The organism is Streptomyces sp. NPDC006923, assembly GCF_040635655.1.
Taxonomy (GTDB): Bacteria; Actinomycetota; Actinomycetes; order Streptomycetales; family Streptomycetaceae; genus Streptomyces.
Genome location: NZ_JBEYIF010000007.1, coordinates 203,972 through 225,457, shown reverse-complemented (window position 1 = coordinate 225,457; position 21,486 = coordinate 203,972). Strand labels below are relative to the sequence as shown.

The following is a 21,486-nucleotide window of genomic DNA, read 5'->3' as shown; positions in this document are numbered from 1 at the left end:
GGTCAGTGGTCCAGCGCGTTGTCGATCGCCTTGACCGCGGCGTTCCAGCCGTCCTGCGACGAGGTGCCCTTCTGGTCGACCTGGAGCATGCCGACGTCGGCCAGGTTCTGAGCGATGATCAGATCCTTCGGTCCGACGATCTGGACCGGTACGCCCTCGGCGGCCCGCGAGAAGATCTCGCCGATCGGCGCGCCGCCGAAGTACGGATGGGTGGCGCCGGACACCGCGGGCAGCGCGTACGCGGCCCGGGAGCTGGGAAAACTGCCGCGTTTCGCGAACAGCGCCGCCTGCTGCTCGGGCGCCGTCAGCCAGGCGGCGAGCCTGGCCGCCTCCTTCTTGTGCCTGCCCGCCTCGGGCACCACCAGGAAGGAGCCGCCCCAGTTGCCGGGCCTCGGCGCGGCGGCCACGTCCCACCTGCCTCGGCCCGCCGGGCCGGCCTTGTCCTGGATGTAGCCGAGCATCCACGCCGGGCAGGAGACGGTGGCGAAGGCGGCGTTCGCGTATCCCTGGTCCCAGGCCGGTGTGAACTGCTGGAGCCTGGCGGTCAGACCCGCCCTCGCGAACCGCGCGGCGGTGTCCCAGGACCGCCGTACGGCCGGGCTGGTCTTGTAGACGACCTGGCCGTCCTGGTCGTAGAAACGGCTCGCGCCGCTGCCGCTCATGGCGCTCAGCACGCCGCTCGCCGAGTCCACGAAGGCCGTTCCGGCCGGTGCCTTGGCCTGGTAGCGCCGGCCGGTGGCCAGATACTTCCGCCAGTCGCCCGCCCAGAGCCTGCCGACCGCCTCGCGGCCGGTGGGCAGACCGGCCTTGGCGAAGAGATCCTTGCGATAGCAGACGGCCTGCGGTCCGACGTCGGTGCCGAGCCCCGTGGTTCTGCCGTCTGCGCCGGTCGCCTGCGCCCACTTCCAGGGCAGGAAGCTCTCCCGCCGTACGCCCTCGGCCCTGCCGAGGTCCACCAGCTTGTCCGACTGGGTGGCGGTGATCTCGGCGATATTGCCGACCTCGACGGCCTGGATGTCCGCGAGTCCGCTGCCGCTGCCGAGATGGGTGAGGAGCTGCGGGTAGTAGTTCTCGTTGCGTTCGATGGAGGTCTGCTTGATGACGATGTCCCTGTGGAGCCTCATGTACTGGTCGTAGAGCCCGGCCTCCTTCAGGCCGAAGGCACCGAAGACGCCGATGGTGAGCGTCGTCCTGCCGTCACCGGAGTCCCCGTCCTGCCCGCAGCCCGCCAGACCACCGGCGCCGAGCGCGGCGACGACCGTGAGGACCACCACCCGGAGGGAGATGCGGGTGACTGAACGCATGACGTCCTCCTCGGGCCCTGTCCGGGCCCGCTCCGGTGCGCCGCACGCCGCCGGGCGCGGCCAGGGTACGCGGGGCAGGGACGGCCGGTGATTTGGGAGCGCTCCCAAGCGCTGTGAAGCGCCGTCCGGGCCCCGGAGGCGCAAGGAATCGGACAGTGGGAGATGACTCGTTTATCCGCTTGTCAGAGTATGGCCTGATATACGGCGATCTCGGCGCACCCTGGAACGGGGTGTCTGTCGCCCGATGTCTAATGTTGTCCGGTATCCGGCGAGGAGGCACAGATGACATCCGGTACGGCGCGCCGGCGCGGCGGCGGGCTCCCCACACTCGAAGAGGTGGCGGCCCGCGCCGGGGTCGGCCGGGGCACGGTCTCGCGGGTGATCAACGGCTCGCCCCGGGTCAGCACGCGGACCAGAGCCGCGGTGGAGGCCGCCGTCGCCGAGCTGGGATACGTACCGAATCCGGCTGCCCGCGCGCTCGCCGCCAACCGCTCGGACGCCATCGCCCTGGTGGTGCCCGAGCCCGAGGCGCGGTTCTTCGCCGAGCCGTACTTCTCGGACATCGTCCATGGAATCGGCGAGGCTCTCGCCGACAGCGGGATGCAATTGCTGCTGACCTTCGCGGGCGGCGACCGCGAGCGCGGCCGTCTCGCGCGCTATCTGGCCTCGCACCGCACCGACGGTGTGCTGATCGTGTCGGCGCGCGCCGGTGATCCGCTGCCGGAACTGCTGGGCGGGCTCGGCATACCGACCGTCATCAGCGGTCGCAGGTCGGCCGACGAGCCGCTGCCCTCCGTCGACTCGGACAACGCCGAGGGCGCCCGCAGCGCCGTGGCCCACCTGCACGCGCGGGGCCGTCGCACCGTCGCGACCATCACCGGCAGCCTGGAGGTCTACGGCGCGGCCTGCCGCCTCGACGGCTACCGCCGGGCTCGTACCGAGGCGGGCCTCGCTCCCGACGAGCAGCTCACGGCCGTGGCCGACTTCACCGAGGAGGGCGGCCGCCGCGCCATGTGCGAACTGCTGGCCCGCAGACCCGCTCTGGACGCGGTCTTCGCGGCGTCCGACGTGATGGCGGCGGGCGCCCGCCGGGCCCTGCGCGCGGCGGGCCGCCGGGTGCCGGACGATGTGGCCCTGGTCGGCTTCGACGACTCGGCGACCGCCCGCCACATGGATCCGCCACTGACCAGCGTCCGCCAGCCGACGGCGGAGATGGGCCGGGCGATGGCCGGCCTCGTCCTCTCGGAGATCGCGTCCCGCCAGGGTCGGACGACCCCCGGGCCGCACCAGATCGTGCTCCCGACGCGACTGGTGATACGGGATTCGTCCTGACGGAACCGCCGGAGACGGCGCGGCGCAGGCCGAGCGGGGGGCCGACCGGGCAGGGGGGACCCGGGCGGGCCGGTCACAGAAACAGATTCGCCCTCGTACCTTTTCCTACAGGTACGAGGGCGAATCCGGAAGGGTGAGTAACGGGACTCGAACCCGCGACATCCTGGACCACAACCAGGTGCTCTACCAGCTGAGCTATACCCACCATGACCGGTCTTTTCCCTGACCGGCCGAGAAAAAGTGTACAGGGTCCGCGAGGGTGCTCGCGCCCGTATTGATGCGGCGCCGACCGGGGCCCGGCCCGTGACCGGGGCCTCTCGTCCGGTTCGTGCGGAGGCTCTACGGCCCGGCACCCGCCGCCCCGCGTGCCACGGCTGCGGCCCCCCCGCCCCCTGGCCCCGCCCGACCTCGGCCGGACCACCCGGGGAACGGCGGCACCCGGGGTGCGTCCGGGCCTCGGCCCGGTCTACTCCGGGGGCAGCACGTGCTTCGCGGCGATCTGTTTGGCCGTGTCGGAGTCCGGACCCGGCTGCGGGACGAAGACCGCCTCGCGGTAGTAGCGCAGCTCCGCGATGGATTCCCGGATGTCGGCGAGCGCGCGGTGGTTGCCGCTCTTCGCCGGGCTGTTGAAGTAGGCCCGGGGATACCAGCGGCGGGCCAGTTCCTTGACCGAGGAGACATCGACGATCCGGTAGTGGAGGTAACCCTCCAGGTCCGGCATGTCCCGGAACAGGAAGCCGCGGTCGGTGCCGACCGAGTTCCCGCAGAGCGGCGCCTTGCCGGGTTCCTTGACGTGCTGGCGTACATACGCCAGGACCTGCTCCTCGGCGGCGGCCAGCGTGGTGCCGCCCGCCAGCTCGTCGAGGAGGCCCGAGGTGGTGTGCATCTGCCGCACCACCTCGGGCATGGTCTCCAGCGCCGCGTCCGGCGGGCGGATCACGATGTCCACCCCTTCACCGAGCACATTCAGTTCCGAGTCGGTGACCAGCGCGGCCACCTCGATGAGTGCGTCGTCCGCCAACGAGAGCCCGGTCATCTCGCAGTCGATCCACACCATGCGATCGTTCATGCGCCTTACCCTACGGGGCGCTCCGCTGGCCGGGCAGACTCGGACGGCCCGGACCTGCCGCGTACACGTCCGAACCCGGCTTGCCGTGCTCGGGCAGCGCCGACGAGGCCGCCGCCTGACCGGGCGGGCCCGCCGTCGCGGCGGCCCGCCTGGACTGCGCGGACGCCTGGGCGGGCACGACCGGCTCCATGACTCCCGGCGGCATGGAATCGCCCTGCGGGCGGCGTGCCCGGTAGGCGGACCGGTAGGCCGCGGGAGAGGATCCGAGCTGCCGCCTGAAGTGGCCGCGCAGCGCCACGGGAGAGCGGAAGCCGCAGCGGCCCGCGACCTCGTCGACCGAGTAGTCGGAGGTCTCCAGCAGCCGCTGCGCCTGCAGCACCCGCTGGGTGATCAGCCACTGCAACGGCGCGCTCCCGGTGAGCGAGCGGAACCGCCGGTCGAAGGTGCGGCGGCTCATGTACGCGCGGGCCGCGAGCGTCTCCACGTCGAACTGCTCGTGCAGATGCTCCAGCGCCCAGGCCACGACCTCGGCAAGCGGGTCGGAGCCGATTTCCTCTGGTAAAGACCTGTCCAGATAGCGTTCCTGGCCGCCACTGCGCCGCGGCGGTACGACCAGCCGGCGGGCGAGCGCCCCCGCGGCCTCCGCGCCGTGGTCCGTTCGGACTATATGCAGACACAGATCGATTCCGGCCGCCGTGCCCGCCGAGGTGAGCACATCGCCGTCGTCGACGAACAGCTCCCTCGGATCCACATGGACGGACGGATAGCGCTTGGCGAGTGTCGGTGCGTACATCCAGTGTGTGGTGGCCGGCCGGCCGTCCAGCAGACCGGCCGCCGCCAGGACGAACGCGCCGGTGCACAGGCCGACGATCCTCGCGCCCTCCTCATGGGCGCGGCGCAGCGCGTCCAGTGCCTCCGGCGGCGGCGGCGAGGTGATCGACCGCCAGGCCGGTACGACCACCGTGCCGGCCCTGCTGATCGCCTCCAGGCCGTACGGCGCGCTGAGTTCGAGACCGCCGGTGGTCCGCAGCGGTCCGTCTTCCCCGGCGCAGACGAGCAGGCGGTAGCGGGGAACCCCGGCGTCCTGGCGGTCGATTCCGAACACGGAGAGCGGGATGGAGCTCTCGAAGATGGGGCCGCCGCTGAAGAGCAGCACAGCGACGACTTCCCGGCGGCGGCGCCCGGCAAGCTTTCGTGCTGACTCCGGTGCGGTGGTGGAGTCCTGGCTCATGGTGCTAAGCCCCCCTCGGTGTTCGCGTCTCCCCGTTCTTGTCGGGCCTCTCGCTCCTGCACGATTCCCCTCGGTTTTGCACGGGTCCCCAGCCTTCGATACTCATGATCGAATCTACTGTGTCCCGTGGTGCCGGCGTGACAAGTTCTCCATCCGCCGCTATGTCGACAAGGCAACTTGGCGCGAAGCATTCGATCACGAAGCGTTCCACTCGGGAGCCGAGAGTGGAAGTGGGCCTCACGCGCATGGCCCGTCCCCGTAGGGTGCGGAGGACCGGGGCGGTCCTTTCTTCCCTGGTGGCAAGGGGGTTGGCAGGCCATTTCGCCAAGGGTGCCACGCGCGTCAGAAGTTGGCTGAAAAGCGATGGGTGCGTCTGTACGAAGCTCTTAATCTCCCGGCGCACCACTCTCGCGCACGCGTGAGCCGAGGCGCGCTCCCCGGCCACTTCCGGGCGCGCCGGCTCGGTGATGTTCCGTTCGTTCGGCGTGTCCGCGCCACCGTCGCGCGCGGTCGTGAGCCGCCGCGCCCGGCGACCGGAGCGGCAGAGGTTGGCGGATGGCCGCCACGGCGCCGCGTCCCCCTGCGGTGGTTCCCGCCGCGCCGGGCACCGAGAGGACCGCCGGGGACCAGCGGACCACTGAACGCGGTCCGTCGGAGCGCCTGCCCCGGCGGCGCCGGGGCAGTCCGGGCGGCGGGCACGGCGGGCGCCGGGAAGGGCCGGTGCCGCGCCGCCCGGCGTCCTCGCCGCGGTGCGTCCGGGGGGACCCGAGCGCTCGGTGATGCGGGTGCGGGGGCTCCCCGGTGGCGGTGGCGGGGCCGGGGGCCGGCGCGGAGCGGAGCCTTCCGGTCACCGCGCGGGACTGCTGTAGATGCCATCCGGCATTGCCATCCTGGGCGGCCTCGTGCATGCTCCCTGGAACGCCGTGTGTGGGGCGGTCGGCACCGGGCATGAAAAGTGTGTCGCCGTACCCTTCGGGGTATGGGGTTGGGAAGATGATTCCCGGACACAGCTCCGCCGCCACGCCACTTGTCGCTCCTTCTCACGAGGACTTCCTTCGCCGAGACATCAATGGCCGGTCACGAAATCCCTGAACCCGCTGACCGCAAGCAGGTAGCCGACCCGCTGTCGGGCCTGCGAGCGGCGGAACAGACGCGCGCTTCCTGCGATCCCGCCTTCCAGCACGGGGTGGTCGTCGGCTTCGACGGCTCGACCTCCAGCGAGCGGGCACTCGCCTACGCCATCGGCATGGCCCGGCGCCTGGGCTCCGGCCTGATTATCGTCCATGTCGCCAACCGACTACCCACCACGGTCTGGGCGGGGTGCGAACCTCCGGTCTTCGTGGATGTCCCCGATCACCGCACCGAGGTGCTCGGGCTGGAACTGGCCTGTGCGGACTACCTCACCGAAGTGCCGTGGATCCTGGTCGAGCGTGGCGGTGACATCTGCCACGAACTCGAAGAGGTCGGCCAGGAGTACTCGGCCGACGCGATCGTCGTCGGTTCGACGCACGGCATCGTCGGGAGGATCTTCGGCTCGGTGGCGGGACGGCTCGCACGCCGGGCGCAGCGGCCCGTCGTGGTGATCCCCTGACAACGCGCTGTCCCCTGACGCCCACTGATCTCCTGACGACGCGACGATCTCTCGCCGGACGTCCTGAAGGGCGCCGGGCCATGGACCGCTTCGGTGGCCGCGCGGAGAAACGCGGCCACCGGCCCCTCAGTTGTGGTGCCCGACGGGCCTCAGAGAACGGTTGACGGCGTACCGCCCGCGCGGGCGGCGAACTCCGCGCGGATCCGGTCCCCCTGCTCTCCCGCCGCGAGCAGGGACCACAGCAGGAGGCGTGCCTTGCGCCCGTCGAGCCAGCCGGCCGGGACCGCGCCGCGCCGCAGCAGATCCTGTTCCGAGCCGGGGAAGCCGTAGGTGTCGCTGAGCACCGAGCCTGATCCGGTCCTGCTGGCGAGCACCACCGGCGCCTTCTCCACCGCCTCGGACACCACCGCCGCCATCGCGGCGGACACATGACCGGCGCCGAAGGCGGAGATCACGAGCCCGTCGAAACGGGCGTCGAGGGCCAGGCGGAGCAGTTCGCCGTCGTCGCCGAGGAACGTTTCGAGCAGGGCGACTCTCGGGTGGCCGCCGCCGTCGCGGGGACGGGGGACCGGCGGCTGCCGCAAGGGCAGGGCCGCGTAGTGGACGGACCGCTCGTGGATCCTGGCGAGCGGGCCGAACGGCCGGGAGCCGAAGGCGTCGAGCGCCGTCGTGTCGTCCTTGCGTACGCGCGCGGCGGCGTGCACCTCGTCGTTCAGCACGGTCAGCACCCCCAGGCCGCGTGAGCGCGGGGCGGTCGCGGTCAGCACGGCCGCCAGCAGATTCGCGGGCCCGTCGGCGCCGGGCTGCTGCGGCGGCCGCATGGCTCCGGTGACCACCAGCGGCTCCGGCCTGTCCCAGTGCAGGTCCAGGAAGTAGCCGCTCTCCTCCAGAGTGTCCGTGCCCTGGACAAGGACGATCCCGGCCGCGCCGTCCGCCGCCGCCCGGCGTGACCAGTCGAGCGCCCGGAGCAGATCGCCGAAGCCGAGCGAGGCCCCGGGTTTGCTGAAGAGGGTCTCGGCGCGGATGTCCGCGATACGTGCCAGCCCGGGGACGGAGGCCGTGAGGTCCCGCGCGGTCAGGGACGGTGTCACTCCGTGCGGCCCGTCGGCCGCCGTCATGGTGATCGTCCCGCCCAGAGAGGCGACGGCCACAAGAGGCGCTGGCATGGCTCACTCTCAGTTACTTGACGCTCGACAGTTTGCATTTTATAGCTTGAAGAAAGTCAAAGCGGATCGACCCGAGTGAATCAGAGGCGGCGTCGTGGCCACTGCACAGATTGGTCGCCAGAGCCTGTCACCTGCCAATGGCCCACGGCTGACCAGGACAGTGGCCCTGATCAGTCTGCTCGTCCTCGCACTCTCCTATGTCGTCAATGCGATGGACCGGCAGGTGTTCTCCGTTCTGCTGCCCGGTATCCGTGACGAATTCGGTTTCTCGCTGACTCAGGGCGGACTGCTCGCGACGATCTTTACGCTGGGCATAGGTGTGGCCGGGGTGCCGACCGGATATCTGCTCGACCACCTTTCACGAAGGTCGGTCATTCTGCTCGGGATCGCGATCTACTCACTCTTCACCATCCTCACCACGGTCGCCACGGGCTTTCCGGACATGCTCGCCTACCGCGCCTTCTCCGGAGTGGGCGAAGCGATGCAGAACGGCGCACTGTTCGCCGCCGTCGGCGCCTACTTCTTCGCCAACCGCGCCATGGCGCTCGGCACGCTCAACTGCGCCTACGGTATCGGCGGATTCCTCGGACCGGTGCTCGGCTCGAAACTCGCGGACGGCGGCAGCGCCTGGCGGACGCCTTTCTGGACGTTCGGCCTGATCGGCCTCGTATTCATCGGGATCATCGCGCTGGTGATCCGCAGGTCGTTCACCGAACGGAAAGAGACCGCGGTGCCGGCGGGGCCGCGCCTCGACGCCGGTCACGTACCCGGGCGGCTGTACAACCGCAATGTCCTGCTGCTCGGGCTGACCGCCGCCGTGGTGGGCATATCCATGTACGGCTACATCGGCCTGTATCCCACCTTTCTCGAAAGCCGGCTGGGATTCAGCAGCGGACACGCCGCGCTGGCGGCGAGCATGTTCGGCCTCGGCGCCCTGCTCGGCATACCGGCCGGCTGGCTCGGTGACCGCCTCAACCAGCGGACCGTCATGATCGTCGCGCTGCTGGCCGGCTGTGTCGTCGGCTATCTGCTGTTCAACGGGCCGACCACACCGGGTCCGCAGTACGCGCTCTCGATCGCGGAGGGCGCGATCGCCAGCGGCTTCCTGTTCGTCAACATCTATTCGGCGATGCAGCGCGCCGTCCGGCCGCGCATGATCGGCCGGGTCTCCGGTCTGTTCGTCGCCGCCTTCTACCTCCCGGCCGCATTCTCCGGATATCTGTTCTCCGCTTTTGTGGACGGCGTCGGATGGGGCGGCGCGGGCCTCTGGGAGCTGACGGTGATGCCGCTGGCCGGTGTGGTCGCCCTCTTCTTTGTCAACACCCGGGAACTGGCCCGGACGACGTTGTCCGGCGGTGGATCGGGGAGAAATCCCCTCAGCGACGCGGAAGGAAACTGACATATGAGCGGAACAGCAGGGCCACGCCGGTGGCGGGAACAACGCTGGATCATCGACTCCGTGCTGCGCACGGACGGGCTGGAATGGGACCAGCCGAGGATCGTCTACACCCAGCGGCCCATGGGACCTGATGCCGCTCCGGACTTCCAGGTGGCCCGGTCCCGCATTCATAAGTTCGCCGATCTCCGCCCTGTCTTCACCGAGCTGGCCCAGCGCCGCGAGACGCTCGGGGAGGAGGCGGAGAAAGCCCGGCGCCCGGTGGCGTCCCGTGAGCATTTCTTTTACGCCGCGCTGCTCTACGCGACCGCGGAATGGCCCGTCTGGGAGGACGGCGCGCTGCTGGTCGGTCTCGACGACCGCAAGAACGCCTGCTACACGTCGTACGCGCGGCTGGCCGACCATCATGTCGAACGCGTCGACATTCCCTTCGGCGACGGCCACCTTCCCGCCTGGTTCCATCTGCCGCGTGATTATCAGGGCGGCCCGCTGCCCACGGTGCTCTCCTGCGGAGGCATGGACGCACCGAAGGAACTCAATGTCAGTCTCTACGGCGACACATTCCTGGAGCGCGGATTCGCGGTGCTGGCATTCGACGGTCCCGGGCAGGGCGAGGCATCGGTCCGCGGCGTCAAATTCACGCCGGAGGCATGGGTCGCGGCGGGCGCGGCGCTGTTCTCCTGGTGCGAGCGCCGCGCCGAGGTCGATTCCGGGCGGGTGGTGGGCTTCGGGCTGTCCTTCGGCTCGTACTGGATGTCACAGATCGCCGCGACACAGCCGGGACTGCGGGGCAGCGCCGTAGGGCTGGTCTGCCACGAACCGGGCGCCCACACGCTCTTCGGGACGGCTTCCCCCTCCTTCAAGGCCCGCTTCATGTGGATGTCGGGGCTGACGGACGACGAGGCGGCCTTCGACCGCATGGCCGAGGACATCGACCTGGCTCCGCTGATGTCCGGCATGCGCGCGCCCTGGCTGATCATCGCCGGGGACGAGGACGAGCTCTCACCGGTCGAGTACAGCTACGACCTGGCCGCGCGATGTCCGGCGCCCGCGCCGATGCTCGTCTACCGGCAGGGACGGCACGCGCTGTCACTGCCCACCTCGTCGGTGGCCCTCGGCCCCAACTGGCTGACGTACGCCGCCGACTGGCTTCTCGACCGGGTCAACGGGCTGCCGGCCGAGGAGTACGTCGACGTGGTGCTGCCGTCCGGCCGGCTGGAGCGGCGGCCCCATCCGAAGGAGACCGCCCGGCCCGGCCGCCCGGAGGCGGACCGGCGATGAGCGCCCCCGGCGCAGACCCGGCCGCGCCCCGCCGTCCTCGGCGACGCGGAAGCGGGCCGCCCGCACCAGCAGTGAACGGCTCTGAGGGATCGGAGAAGAACGACATGCCTGACACATTGTCGCTGCGCGTCGACGGCAAGGACGTCCCGGCGTCGGACGGCGCCACCTTCGCGGTGCACAACCCCGCCACCGGCGACCACCTCTACGACGTGGCGCACGCCACCGCGGCGGACGTCGACGCGGCAGTCACCGCCGCGAAGACCGCCTTCGAGGACCGGCGCTGGCAGGGCATGCGGGCCCGGGACCGGGCCCGCGTACTGAACCGGGCGGCTGCCGAACTGGACCACCGCATCGACGAGTTCGCCCGCCTGGAGACTCTGCAGATCGGCCGCCCGCTGCGGGAGATGCGCGCCCAGCTCAGCCGGCTGCCCGAGTGGCTGGAGTACTTCGGCGCCGTCGCGCACTCGGCGGAGGGGACCGTCCCGGACTTCGGCGAGGGATATCTCAATGTCGTCCACCGCGTCCCGCTCGGCGTCGCCGGGCTGATCACACCGTGGAACCACCCGCTGCTCATCACGATGAAGAAGCTCTCCGCCGCGCTCGCGGCCGGCAACTCGCTGGTCATCAAGCCCAGCGAACTCGGCCCCGCCGTGCCGGTCGCGCTGGCGGGACTGCTTCAGGAGGCCGGTGTACCGCCCGGGGTGGTCAATGTGGTCACCGGGCTCGGCCCGACCACCGGGCGGTTCCTGTCCGAACATCCCGGGCTGGCCAAACTCGACATCACCGGCGGGACGGAGACCGGCCGGGTCGTCGCCGGCAACGCGGGCCGCTCGCTGATCCCGGTCACGGCGGAACTGGGCGGCAAGGCTCCCGTGATCGTCTTCGACGACACGGAGCTCGAACAGGCGGTGGCGGGCGCGATGTTCGCCTCGTTCATCGCCACCGGCCAGACCTGCGTACAGGGCGCGCGGCTGCTCGTACAGCGCACGGTGTACGACCGGTTCGTGGACCGGTTCGTCGAACGCACCAGGGCGCTGCGGCTCGGTGACCCGCTGGCCGCCCGCACCCAGGTCGGGCCGCTGGTCTCGGGCGCCCAGCGGGACAGGACCGCGGTCGCCGTCGACCGGGCCCGGGAGCAGGGCGCCACCGTGCTCTGCGGCGGACGGATCCCGGAAGGCACCGAGTTCGACCGGGGCTGGTACTACGAACCGACCGTCGTCGCCGACGTCACCCCCGCCCACGAGCTCTGGTACGACGAGGTCTTCGGCCCGGTCACCGTGGTCGTACCGTTCGACGACGAGGCCGACGCCACGGCGAAGGCCAACGACTGCCCGTTCGGCCTCGCCGCGTCGGTCTGGACCGCCGACGCCGGCCGGGCGCTGCGGGTCACCGACCGGCTGGACATCGGGATCATCTGGGTCAACGACCATCACCGGATCGATCCCAGCTCGCCGTGGGGCGGCACGAAGGACAGCGGCATCGGCTCGGAGAACGGCCTGGACGCCCACCGGGCGTACACCAGGGCCAAGAGCGTGATCATCAATTCCTCGGGCCTGCCGTTCGACTGGTACGCCACCGCGGAGGATCTGCGCTACTCCTGAGGAGAGTGACGAGGCCATGACGGACATGGATCTGCTGGTCGCCGGCGGCACGGTGGTCACTCCGCTGGGCCGCCGCCGCGCGAATGTCGGCGTACGGGACGGCCGGATCGGCTATGTGGGCCAGGACCGGCCCTCGGCCGCGGATTCCGTCGACGCCACCGGCCTGCTGGTGCTCCCCGGCGGCGTCGACACCCACGTACACCTGATGGACCCGGGCAGCACCGACCGGGAGGACTTCCCGGCCGGGACCTCGGCCGCCGCGGCCGCCGGTGTCACCACGATCCTCGAACACAGCCACGGAACGCCGGTCAGGACCTCCGGCGACCTCCGGGACAAGCGCGCGTACCTGCGCGGGCGCTCCCATGTGGACTACGGCCTCGCCGCGCACGCGTGGCCGGGCCGGGCCGCCGACGTGCCCGGCCTGTGGGCGGACGGCGTGGCGTTCTTCAAGGTCTTCACGGCCTCCACGCATGGGGTGCCGGGACACGGCGCGGGCGCCCTGAAGGAGCATCTGACCCGGACCGCGCTGTGCGGCGGGGTGAGCCTGCTGCACTGCGAGGACGAGTCGCTCGTCGACACGGCGGAGAAGCTGCTCAGGGCCGAGGGCCGCACCGACGGCGGGCTGCTGCCGGAGTGGCGCGGACGCGATGCCGAACTGGTGGCGGCGGCCGTCGCGGCGCTGCTCGTACGACGGACCGGGGCCCGCGCCACGATCGCGCATGTCAGCCACCCGGAGGTGGCCGAGTACGTGGCGCGGGAGCGGGCCGCCGGCGCGCGGCTGGCCGCCGAGGGCTGCCCCCAGTACTTCCTGCTCCGCGAGAACGAGGTGCTGGAAGAGGGCGCCCTGCGCAAGTTCACGCCGCCGGCGCGGATGCGGGGCGACGACGAGGAACAGGAGATGTGGGCGCTGCTCCGGCGGGGGACGCTGACGCACATGTCCACCGACCACGCCCCGTCGACGCTCCGGCAGAAGCGGGCCGGTGACATCTGGGACGTCCCCTTCGGCCTGCCGGGTCTCGACACGACGATGTCGCTGCTGCTCGACGCGGCGGCGCGCGGCCACCTCGCGTACGAGGACGTCACACGGGTCTACAGCGAGGCGCCCGCGCGGATGTACGGGCTCTGGCCGCGCAAGGGGCGGCTCGCCGCCGGAGCCGACGCCGACCTGGCGCTGGTGGATCCGGACGCCGAACGGACCCTGCGGGACGAGGACATGCTCTCCAAGGCCGGCTGGACGCCCTTTCACGGCCGCCGGGTGCGCGGCAGAGTCGTCCGGACCTATCTGCGCGGCCGGCTGATCGCGGAGCAGGGCAAGCCGTCCGGCGGGGCCGAGCGGGCCGGTGAGTTTGTACCCGGCGCGGGCGGCCGGTAGAGCGCGCCACCACCCTGATCCGCCGTCAATTCCCGGTGGTCTGAGGTGAATCGGCAAATTTTCCCGCACTCAGAGGTGGGTTGTGCGCTTGTGAAGGGTACATAAAGGTCGCTGGGACACAGCACCATCGCACTCCATGAAGGGAGCCCGCCGTGGACAACGACGTCTCCGCGGGAAGCGTCTTTTCGGCCTCCGTGCTCGGCCATCTCGCTCTCGGCCTCACTCTGCTCGCATTCGGAATCGGCCACACCGGCGTCCTCGACGGGGTGACGCCGCTCGACGCCGTCACCCTCGCGCTGTACGTGGGGGGCATCGGCCTGTTCGTCGCCGGACTGCTCGAATTCCGGGCGGGCCACTCATTCACCGGTACGGCCTTCGCGGCCCTCGGCGCCTTCTGGTTCACCTGGGGCACCGGAGCCGGCCAGCAGGTCAGCACCGACGCGGCCGGATCCTTTCTGATCCTGTGGGCGCTGCTGGCGCTGAGCCTGACGGTCGGTGCCACCGGCGCCGGGCCGGTCGTCCAGGGCACTTACGCGCTGCTCTGCGTCGCGCTGGTGCTGCTCGCGATCGGGCAGTTCGCCGACAGCTCGGGGATCACCAAGGTGGGCGGCTGGTTCGCCGTCGTCGCGGGCGCCGCCTCCTGGTACGGGGCGACGGCCGCGCTCGCCCACTGGCCGGCCACGCTGTCCGGCCGCCGCGTCGCCGGCCGGGGTGTGACGGCGCAGTAGGACCTCTCCGCCACGGGTGTCAGGACCCGGGCAGCCGCGGGTCGGTGTACGTGGGCGGCGCCGGCCCCTCCGGAGAGCGCCTCCAGTGCGGCAGGTGGCCCGCGCTGGAGGCGCTCTCGCCGTACGGGACAGCCCTTACTCGACCGTGACGGACTTCGCGAGGTTACGGGGCTTGTCGATGTCCCGGCCCAGCGCCAGCGCCGTGTGGTACGCGAGGAGCTGGAGCGGAATGCCCAGCAGGATCGGGTCCAGCTCGGTCTCGTTCTTCGGCACCACGATGGTGTGGTCGGCCTTGTCCTGCGGCTGGTGCGCCACCGCCAGGATCCGGCCACTGCGGGCCTTGATCTCCTCCAGCGCCGCGCGGTTCTTCTCCAGCAGGTCGTCGTCCGGGACGATCGCGACCGTCGGCATCGCCGGCTCGATGAGCGCGAGCGGACCGTGCTTCAGTTCGGAGGCCGGATAGGCCTCGGCGTGGATGTACGAGACCTCCTTGAGCTTGAGCGACGCCTCACGGGCCACGGGATAGCCGCGCACCCGGCCGATGAACATCATCGACTTGGCCCCCGCGTACTCCCCGGCCAGCTTCGCGATGTCGTCCTCCGCCGCCAGGATCTCGGCGATCTGCGCGGGCAGCCTGCGCAGCCCCTCGATGATCCGCTTGCCGTCGGCGACGGACAGATCGCGGATCCGGCCGAGGTGCAGCGCGAGCAGCGCGAACGAGACCACGGTGTTGGTGAAGCACTTGGTGGAGACCACGCAGACCTCCGGGCCCGCGTGCACGTACACACCGCCGTCGGTCTCCCGCGCGATCGCCGAGCCGACGACATTGACCACGCCCAGCACGCGCGCGCCCTTGCGCTTCAGCTCCTGGACGGCGGCCAGCACGTCATAGGTCTCACCGGACTGCGACACCGCCACATAGAGGGTGTCCGGGTCCACGACCGGGTTGCGGTAGCGGAACTCCGAGGCGGGCTCCGCGTCCGCCGGGATCCGCGCCAGCTCCTCGATGAGCTGGGCGCCGATCATGCCGGCGTGGTACGAGGTGCCACAGCCGAGGATCTTGATCCGGCGCACCCCGCGCGCCTCCCGCGCGTCCAGGTTGAGGCCGCCGAGGTGCACGGTGGAGAACCGGTCGTCGATCCGGCCGCGCAGCACCCGGTCCACGGCCTCCGGCTGCTCCGAGATCTCCTTGTGCATATATGTGTCGTGGCCGCCCATGTCGTACGACTCGGCCTCCCACTCCACGGTGGTCGGCGTGGCCGAGGTGCGTGAGCCCTCGGTGGTGTACGTACGGAAGTCGTCGGCCTTGAGGGTGGCCATCTCGCCGTCTTCGAGCGTGACGACCTGGCGGGTGTGGGACACCAGCGCGGCGACGTCGGAGGCGACGAACATCTCCTTCTCGCCGATCCCGAGGACCACCGGCGAGCCGTTGCGGGCGACGACGATACGGTCCGCGAAGTCGGCGTGCAGCACGGCGATGCCATAGGTGCCCTCGATGAGCTGGAGCGCCTGGCGGACCTTCTCCTCCAGCGTCGACGCCTGGGAGCGGGCGATGAGATGGGTCATCACCTCGGTGTCGGTCTCGGAGAGGAACACCACCCCGTCCGCCTCCAGCTTGACGCGCAGCTCGGAGGCGTTGTCGATGATGCCGTTGTGGACGATCGCGACCTTGCCCTCCGGGTCGAGATGCGGATGCGCGTTCTCGTCGCTCGGCGCGCCATGGGTGGCCCAGCGGGTGTGCGCGATGCCGGTGGTGCCGGCGAAGCGCTTGGGGACCCGCGCCTCCAGCTCACGGACCCGGCCCTTGGCCTTGACCATCTTCAGCGTGGCCGCCTTGCCCGCGGCCGGCTTGCCGGTGATCACGATCCCGGCGGAGTCGTACCCCCGGTACTCCAGCCGCTGCAAGCCCTCAAGCAGCAGGGGAGCGACGTCCCGCTTTCCGATGTATCCGACGATTCCGCACATACAGTCTCTGCCCCTCTGATTTACGGGTCCGTACCGGCCGGTCCGGCCGCGCACGAGTCGGTCGCCGACGAGTCAGCCGTAGACGATGCGGCGCAACTGCCGGAGGGAGAGCTCCGGAGGTGCCACCGCGCGATGCGGCAGCTCGGCCGCGATCCGCTCGAAGATCTCCGCGTTGGTGTCCCCGCCGGACTGCATTTCCCGGTGGCGGCGGCGGACGAACTCCTCGGTCGTCTCGTCGAAGTACGCCAGCACGTCGAGTACCACCCGGGCGGCCTCACCGCGCTGGAGCGCGGTGCTGCGCACGAGATGGTCGATGAGGTCGTCGTAGGACGGACGGCGTTCGAGCACGTGTTGATATTGCGGGGTAGCTGGTGGTCTTCGCAAGAAATCTGCCCGATATCGGGCAGAGTTCCTCGATATCCAGGGCCGAAAGAGGGAAAGTCGGGCTCGGCAAGCTCCGCGATCATGTACGAGCGCGAAAGTGGGCGCGAAACTGAACGGGAACGGAGCACAAAGGGTGCGCGAAGGGAGACACGTGGCGAGGGGAGCCGGGATCCATCCGTCAAGAGGGCGGAAATTGGTCTACACCTTGACCGCCGGTGGGGCGCACGGGTCCCATGGGAGGGCTCGGTCGCTCGGCACCACAAGTGAGAACCCGTCGAAGGGACACCCTTGTGAGACAGCACAGATCGTTTCCCCGCCTGTTCGGCTCGCTGCTGCTTGTCGTGGCGGCAGGCATCTCCAGTGTCGGAGCCGCGCCGGAGCATGCCCGCCCGGCGCCCGCCCATGAGGTGAAGGCCCGCCCGCTCGGGCAGGTCGTGCCCGCGCCGGAGCGGGTGCGGCCGGGCGGATCGCCGTACGCCGTCACCGCGAGCACCCGGATCAGGGTCGACGCCTCGCGCGCGGATTCGCGCGAGGCGCGGCGGATCGGTTCCTATCTGGCCGGTCTGCTGCGTCCCTCCACCGGTTACGCCCTGCCGGTCACCGAGGGCCGTGGCGACGGCGGAATCCGGCTGCGGCTCGGCTCGTCCGACCGGAGCCTGGGCGAGGAGGGCTACCGGCTGGAGTCCGGACGCGGCGGTGTCACCATCACCGCGCGCGAGCCCGCGGGACTCTTCCACGGCGTCCAGACCCTGCGGCAGTTGCTGCCCGCCTCGGTGGAGAAGCGGAGCAGACAGCGCGGTCCCTGGACGATCGCGGGCGGCACCATCACCGACACTCCCCGGTACGCCTACCGGGGAGCGATGCTGGATGTCTCGCGCCATTTTATGATGGTCAGTCAGGTGAAGCTCTACATCGACCAGTTGGCGCTGTACAAGATCAACAAGCTGCATCTGCACCTCTCCGACGACCAGGGATGGCGGATCGCGATCGACTCCTGGCCCCGGCTGGCGACCTACGGCGGATCCACCCAGGTCGGCGGCGGTCCCGGCGGGTACTACACCAAGGCCCAGTACCGCGATCTGGTGAGCTACGCGGCGTCGCGCCACCTGGAGGTCGTCCCGGAGATCGATCTGCCGGGCCACACCAACGCCGCTCTCGCCTCGTACGCCGAGCTGAACTGCGACGGAGTCGCGCCGCCGCTGTACACCGGCACGGCGGTCGGCTTCAGCTCGCTGTGCGCGGGCAAGGAGGTGACCTACGACTTCGTGGACGACGTGGTCCGTGAGCTGGCCGCGCTCACTCCCGGCAAGTACCTCCACATCGGCGGCGACGAGGCGCACTCCACCAGCCATGAGGACTATGTGGCCTTCATGGACCGCGCGCAGGCCATTGTGCGGAAGTACGGGAAGACCGTGTTCGGCTGGCACCAGCTCACCGGGGCCGCACCGGTGAAGGGCGCCGTCGCCCAGTACTGGGGCTACGACAGGACGGGCGCCGAGGAGCGTGAGCAGGTCGCGGCGGCGACGAAGGCGGGCACCCGGCTGGTGCTCTCCCCGGCGGACCGGGTCTATCTCGACATGAAGTACGACCGGAACACCGTGCTGGGGCAGGCGTGGGCCGGTTACACCGAGGTCGACCGGGCGTACGACTGGAACCCGGCGACCTATCTGGCCGACGCGGGAGTGGCCGAGGACGCGGTGCTCGGTGTCGAAGCGCCGCTGTGGACCGAGACCCTTGTGACGAGCGACCAGCTCGAAGCCATGGCCTTCCCACGGCTGCCGGGGGTCGCGGAACTCGGCTGGTCACCGGCGGCCACGCACGACTGGAACACCTACAAGGCGCGCCTGGCGGCGCAGGGGCCCCGGATGACGGCGCTCGGGATCGACTACTACCGTTCGCCGCTGGTGCCCTGGCCGGCGGGCTGACCCCGGGGCGGCACGGGTGAGGGACGCGACGGGCGCGGGAGGTTCTCCGGAACCTCCCGCGCCCCTCGCCGGCGCGGTTCCGCCGGCGCGCCTCCGTCAGGCGACCTTCTTCGCCTTTTCGATGGCGGCGGCGAGATCGTCCAGGATCGGGGCGCACTTGTCGTACGAGAAGATCGGCTCGGTGACCCTCGGGACGACCTGGCCCGCCTTGACCGCCGGCAGCCGGGCCCAGGTCGGCCTGGAGCCCAGCGCCGCGGGCTGGAGCGCCGAGGAACGGTTGTCCATCATGATGATGTCGGCGTCGTACTTCCCGGCGTTCTCCCAGCTCAGCTCCTCGAAGAAGCCCTGCGCGTTCACCTTGGGCTCGACGAACCTCACACCGAGCTGCTGGAAGTAGAGCGTGTCGGCGGACATCTTCGCGAGCGAGACATAGAAGAGGTCCTGGCTGGCCGAGGCGACCAGCACCTTGATCTCCGGCTTGGACTTGGCCGCCTGGCGCAGCCGCTCCGCGGCCTTCTCGAAGCGCGCCTTGGCGTCCGTCACCTTCGAGGACCCCAGATCGGCGCCGAGTGATTCGGCCAGCTCCGCATGGCGCCGGATCGCCTGGGGGATGGTGGTCTCCGCCGCCCACAGGGCCACACTCGGGGCCAGCGCGAGGATCTTGTCCTTGGACTGCTCGGGCACGTACCAGAGTTCGCCCTTCAGCCACTGCGCGGTGACGAGCAGCTCCGGGTTGAGCGCGGCGTACTTCTCGACATTGAACTCGCCCCAGACATTGCCGAGTATCTCGACCTTGTCGATGTCGAGGTCGCCGGCCTGGACGTCGGGCTTGCCGTCCTTCGTCCTCGTCGGGCCGAAGACGCCCTTCACCTCGATGCCGTAGTCGTGCAGCGCGGCGGCCGTGCCGGTGAAGGCGACGATGTTCTTGGGGACGGCGTCGGCCCGCGCGGTCTGGCCGCGGTCGTCCCGGAAGGACCAGGGGCCCGGCTTCGCGGCGTCCGTGCCCGTGGCCGAGCCGCCCTTCGCGTCGCCCTCACCACAGGCGGCGAGGAAGGCGCCGAGCCCGACGGCGCCACCGGCGGCGAGGAGACCGCGACGGGAGAGAGGGAGTGTTCGGGCGTGGGGCATGGCGGATCCGCTTCCGTACGATCGATGAGCTTAGCAAGGTTAGCCTAACCTTACCCACCGATCGCTGTGGAGGCGGCCCGGCGGGCCCTGGGCGGGAGGGGCGCGGAGACAGGACGGGACCGGGCGGACGATGGAACCGGCGGTCACGTGTGCATGCTCCTGGGCAGTTCCGCCCTCGTCCGTTCGAAGAGCGCGCGGGCATGGGAGTTCTTTGTGTGAGGGCGTACCAGTCGCACCATGGTGCGCATCCGGTCGTCGGCGCGGCCCGACTGAATCATCGGCCACTCATCCAGAGCGTTGCTCCATGTGGCGCACGCTGCCTCCAAGTGTCCAAGCTCCAACTGTCGTTCGGCGAGCGTGGCCCGGTGACGCACACGTGCGCGACGGTAGACGTCGAAGCGCAGTTGATCGGACTGCTCCATGGCCCGGACGGATCCGGCGACATCGCGCAGCTCATAACGCACCTGGCTCACGTGGTAGTTCAGGGATGAGGGATCGTAGGAGCCGAAAGGCTGACTGCGAGACTCGGCGCGGTCCATCTCTGTTTCGGCTTCGCGGATGTAACGCAGCGACTTCGCCCGGTCGCCGATGAGTGCGGCGGCGTGTGCCTGCTGACCTGCGAGGAACGCGCGCATCCGGGGGCCGGCCTGTGGTGAGGCCGCTGCGGCGGCGTCGGCTAGCCGCATGGCTTGAGTGCCGTGCCCCAGGTCGACGGCTTGCACGCTCATGCCGCGCAGGGTGGTGCAGTACGTGAGGTGATCTTCCGAGGCACCGGCAAGCTCCAGCGCCTTGAGGTAGTAGCGCTGCGCGAGTCCGTGCAGGCCCTCGTCCACTGCCATGTATCCCGTGAGGTAGCAGAGGTCCGACGCGGCGGCCATCATCGCTTTCCGCACGTCGTCCGGAGCGTCCGCGTGCAGATACCGGGCGACCGTGTTGACCATGAACGCCGCCGCCATGGGCCGAGCGTGCCGCCCTCCGAACTGGTCGTCCAAGTCGGAGACCCGCTCCGTCATGGCGGTGACCATCCGTACCTCGGCCATGCCGATGCGGGTCGTCCGCCCGCTCTGGACGGCTTCGATCCGCCCGAGCACATCCGGCCATCCGGGGATGGTCATGGCGACGGAGAACAGCCCGGCACCGAGCACGCTCCGCCGCGAAGGATCCATGTCCTGCCTGCCCAGCTCGATCAACTCTTCCACCGTTCCGGCGCTGCCGACCGGCTGATCTTGCGCGGGTGGCAGAAGACCGGCTTCCGTGTAGGTGACATGCCGATTCAGCTTCCGCCGCAGTGCCTCAAGGATGCACGGTCGCGCCGCTTCTCTTGGGACTGTGCCTCCGAGCCAATGAGTTACTGACGACTCGTCATAGCGGAACGGGGTTCCGTTCTCCGTGCCCACCTGATTCGTGGCGCGGGCTAACTGCGCGTGCATCCAACCCGCCTCGGCAAGCAGGCGTGCCAACCCCTCGTTTCGCAGACGCTTCCCCATGCCTCACTCCCCCTTGCGGATTTTCAAGGCTTTCAAGTCCGGCCGCAGTCACAACGGTACCGCTCTGCGTGCTCGCGCGGTTACTTAGAGGGAGACGGTTACTTCGGAGCGCGAACAGACGCGGAGCATGACACGTGACAACGCGGCTGCGTAACACCTCACATGCCTGCGAGGGGCACCCGTCTTGTCATGTGAAGCCCACATTTTCGCGCGGTCAGGTGTTGGAGTCGGACGGTACACCTGGCACGCGTACCCGGGTAGCTCGAAGAGTTGCCGGCTACTCCAAATTGAGGCGGTGGACGGAATGACAGACAGCGGGGCGTGGCGCCTTCTGTCTCAGCTCAGAGAGGGGATTGGTACGGAGAGCGCTCTTGCCATTCAGAAGTCCGAACCCGAGGGGGATGGTGCTGACCTCGTCCCGGGTTCGGCGCTTCGATGGCCGCCGTGCAGGTGCGGGCATTCACTGTGTCCCGATTACGTCTCCGCCGAGCCGGCGGACGAAGGGATCGGTGCGCGCTTACCAGGG

The 21,486-nt window shown here is 70.2% G+C and carries 16 protein-coding genes and 1 tRNA gene; 8 read left to right on the top strand and 9 right to left on the bottom strand.

The window, feature by feature from the left end:
* Positions 1-2 precede the first annotated feature (2 nt).
* Positions 3-1,304, bottom strand: coding sequence for an ABC transporter substrate-binding protein (locus ABZ707_RS16620; protein WP_360174395.1), 1,302 nt, complete (start codon positions 1,302-1,304; stop codon positions 3-5).
* A 282-nt stretch (positions 1,305-1,586) separates the two neighbouring features.
* Here ABZ707_RS16620 and ABZ707_RS16615 point away from each other — a divergent pair, with 282 nt between their 5' ends.
* On the top strand, positions 1,587-2,636 hold the full coding sequence (locus tag ABZ707_RS16615; protein WP_360174392.1) for a LacI family DNA-binding transcriptional regulator: 1,050 nt from the start codon (positions 1,587-1,589) through the stop codon (positions 2,634-2,636).
* Between the two features lie 132 nt (positions 2,637-2,768).
* Here the strand turns inward: ABZ707_RS16615 and ABZ707_RS16610 are convergent.
* The 3 genes from ABZ707_RS16610 to ABZ707_RS16600 form a co-directional block, all read right to left on the bottom strand.
* Positions 2,769-2,841, bottom strand: a tRNA-His gene (locus ABZ707_RS16610).
* Between the two features lie 261 nt (positions 2,842-3,102).
* The gene (gene orn / locus ABZ707_RS16605) at positions 3,103-3,705 is read right to left on the bottom strand and encodes an oligoribonuclease (RefSeq protein ID WP_360174389.1); all 603 of its coding nucleotides are present in this window, start codon (positions 3,703-3,705) and stop codon (positions 3,103-3,105) included.
* A 10-nt stretch (positions 3,706-3,715) separates the two neighbouring features.
* Positions 3,716-4,936 (bottom strand): helix-turn-helix domain-containing protein, encoded by a 1,221-nt coding sequence (locus ABZ707_RS16600; protein WP_360174386.1) that lies wholly within the window; start codon positions 4,934-4,936, stop codon positions 3,716-3,718.
* Positions 4,937-6,005: 1,069 nt separating this feature from the next.
* Here ABZ707_RS16600 and ABZ707_RS16595 point away from each other — a divergent pair.
* On the top strand, positions 6,006-6,527 hold the full coding sequence (locus ABZ707_RS16595) for a universal stress protein (protein WP_360174383.1): 522 nt from the start codon (positions 6,006-6,008) through the stop codon (positions 6,525-6,527).
* Positions 6,528-6,676: 149 nt separating this feature from the next.
* Here the strand turns inward: ABZ707_RS16595 and ABZ707_RS16590 are convergent, their stop codons facing one another.
* The gene (locus ABZ707_RS16590; RefSeq protein ID WP_360174380.1) at positions 6,677-7,693 is read right to left on the bottom strand and encodes an asparaginase; all 1,017 of its coding nucleotides are present in this window, start codon (positions 7,691-7,693) and stop codon (positions 6,677-6,679) included.
* Between the two features lie 94 nt (positions 7,694-7,787).
* On the opposite strand from ABZ707_RS16590, the gene ABZ707_RS16585 reads away from it, so the two are divergent.
* The 5 genes from ABZ707_RS16585 (at position 7,788) to ABZ707_RS16565 (ending at position 14,071) form a co-directional block, all read left to right on the top strand.
* Positions 7,788-9,092: an MFS transporter gene (locus ABZ707_RS16585; protein WP_360174377.1), complete on the top strand. Its 1,305-nt coding sequence runs from the start codon at positions 7,788-7,790 to the stop codon at positions 9,090-9,092.
* 3 nt (positions 9,093-9,095) lie between these two features.
* Entirely contained in the window at positions 9,096-10,370 is a 1,275-nt protein-coding gene (locus ABZ707_RS16580) for an alpha/beta hydrolase (protein WP_360174374.1), read from the top strand.
* A 104-nt stretch (positions 10,371-10,474) separates the two neighbouring features.
* A complete protein-coding gene (locus tag ABZ707_RS16575; RefSeq protein WP_360174371.1) occupies positions 10,475-11,971 on the top strand; it encodes an aldehyde dehydrogenase family protein in 1,497 nt (498 codons plus the stop codon).
* A 16-nt stretch (positions 11,972-11,987) separates the two neighbouring features.
* Positions 11,988-13,343: a dihydroorotase family protein gene (locus ABZ707_RS16570; protein ID WP_360174368.1), complete on the top strand. Its 1,356-nt coding sequence runs from the start codon at positions 11,988-11,990 to the stop codon at positions 13,341-13,343.
* A 152-nt stretch (positions 13,344-13,495) separates the two neighbouring features.
* Complete coding sequence (locus ABZ707_RS16565; protein ID WP_360174365.1) at positions 13,496-14,071, top strand: acetate uptake transporter; 576 nt, start codon at positions 13,496-13,498, stop codon at positions 14,069-14,071.
* Positions 14,072-14,206: 135 nt separating this feature from the next.
* Here ABZ707_RS16565 and glmS read toward each other — a convergent pair whose 3' ends face one another.
* On the bottom strand, positions 14,207-16,036 hold the full coding sequence (gene glmS, locus ABZ707_RS16560) for a glutamine--fructose-6-phosphate transaminase (isomerizing) (protein ID WP_360174362.1): 1,830 nt from the start codon (positions 16,034-16,036) through the stop codon (positions 14,207-14,209).
* A gap of 72 nt (positions 16,037-16,108) precedes the next feature.
* Positions 16,109-16,384 carry a hypothetical protein gene (locus tag ABZ707_RS16555; RefSeq protein WP_319678232.1) on the bottom strand — a complete coding sequence of 92 codons (276 nt, stop codon included), beginning with the start codon at positions 16,382-16,384 and terminating at the stop codon, positions 16,109-16,111.
* Between the two features lie 326 nt (positions 16,385-16,710).
* Here ABZ707_RS16555 and ABZ707_RS16550 point away from each other — a divergent pair, with 326 nt between their 5' ends.
* Positions 16,711-18,345 (top strand): beta-N-acetylhexosaminidase, encoded by a 1,635-nt coding sequence (locus ABZ707_RS16550; protein ID WP_360174359.1) that lies wholly within the window; start codon positions 16,711-16,713, stop codon positions 18,343-18,345.
* Between the two features lie 96 nt (positions 18,346-18,441).
* Here the strand turns inward: ABZ707_RS16550 and ABZ707_RS16545 are convergent, their stop codons facing one another.
* Positions 18,442-19,473 (bottom strand): ABC transporter substrate-binding protein, encoded by a 1,032-nt coding sequence (locus ABZ707_RS16545; protein WP_360174356.1) that lies wholly within the window; start codon positions 19,471-19,473, stop codon positions 18,442-18,444.
* Positions 19,474-19,616: 143 nt separating this feature from the next.
* Positions 19,617-20,960: a tetratricopeptide repeat protein gene (locus ABZ707_RS16540; RefSeq protein WP_360174353.1), complete on the bottom strand. Its 1,344-nt coding sequence runs from the start codon at positions 20,958-20,960 to the stop codon at positions 19,617-19,619.
* Between the last annotated feature and the right edge of the window lie 526 nt (positions 20,961-21,486).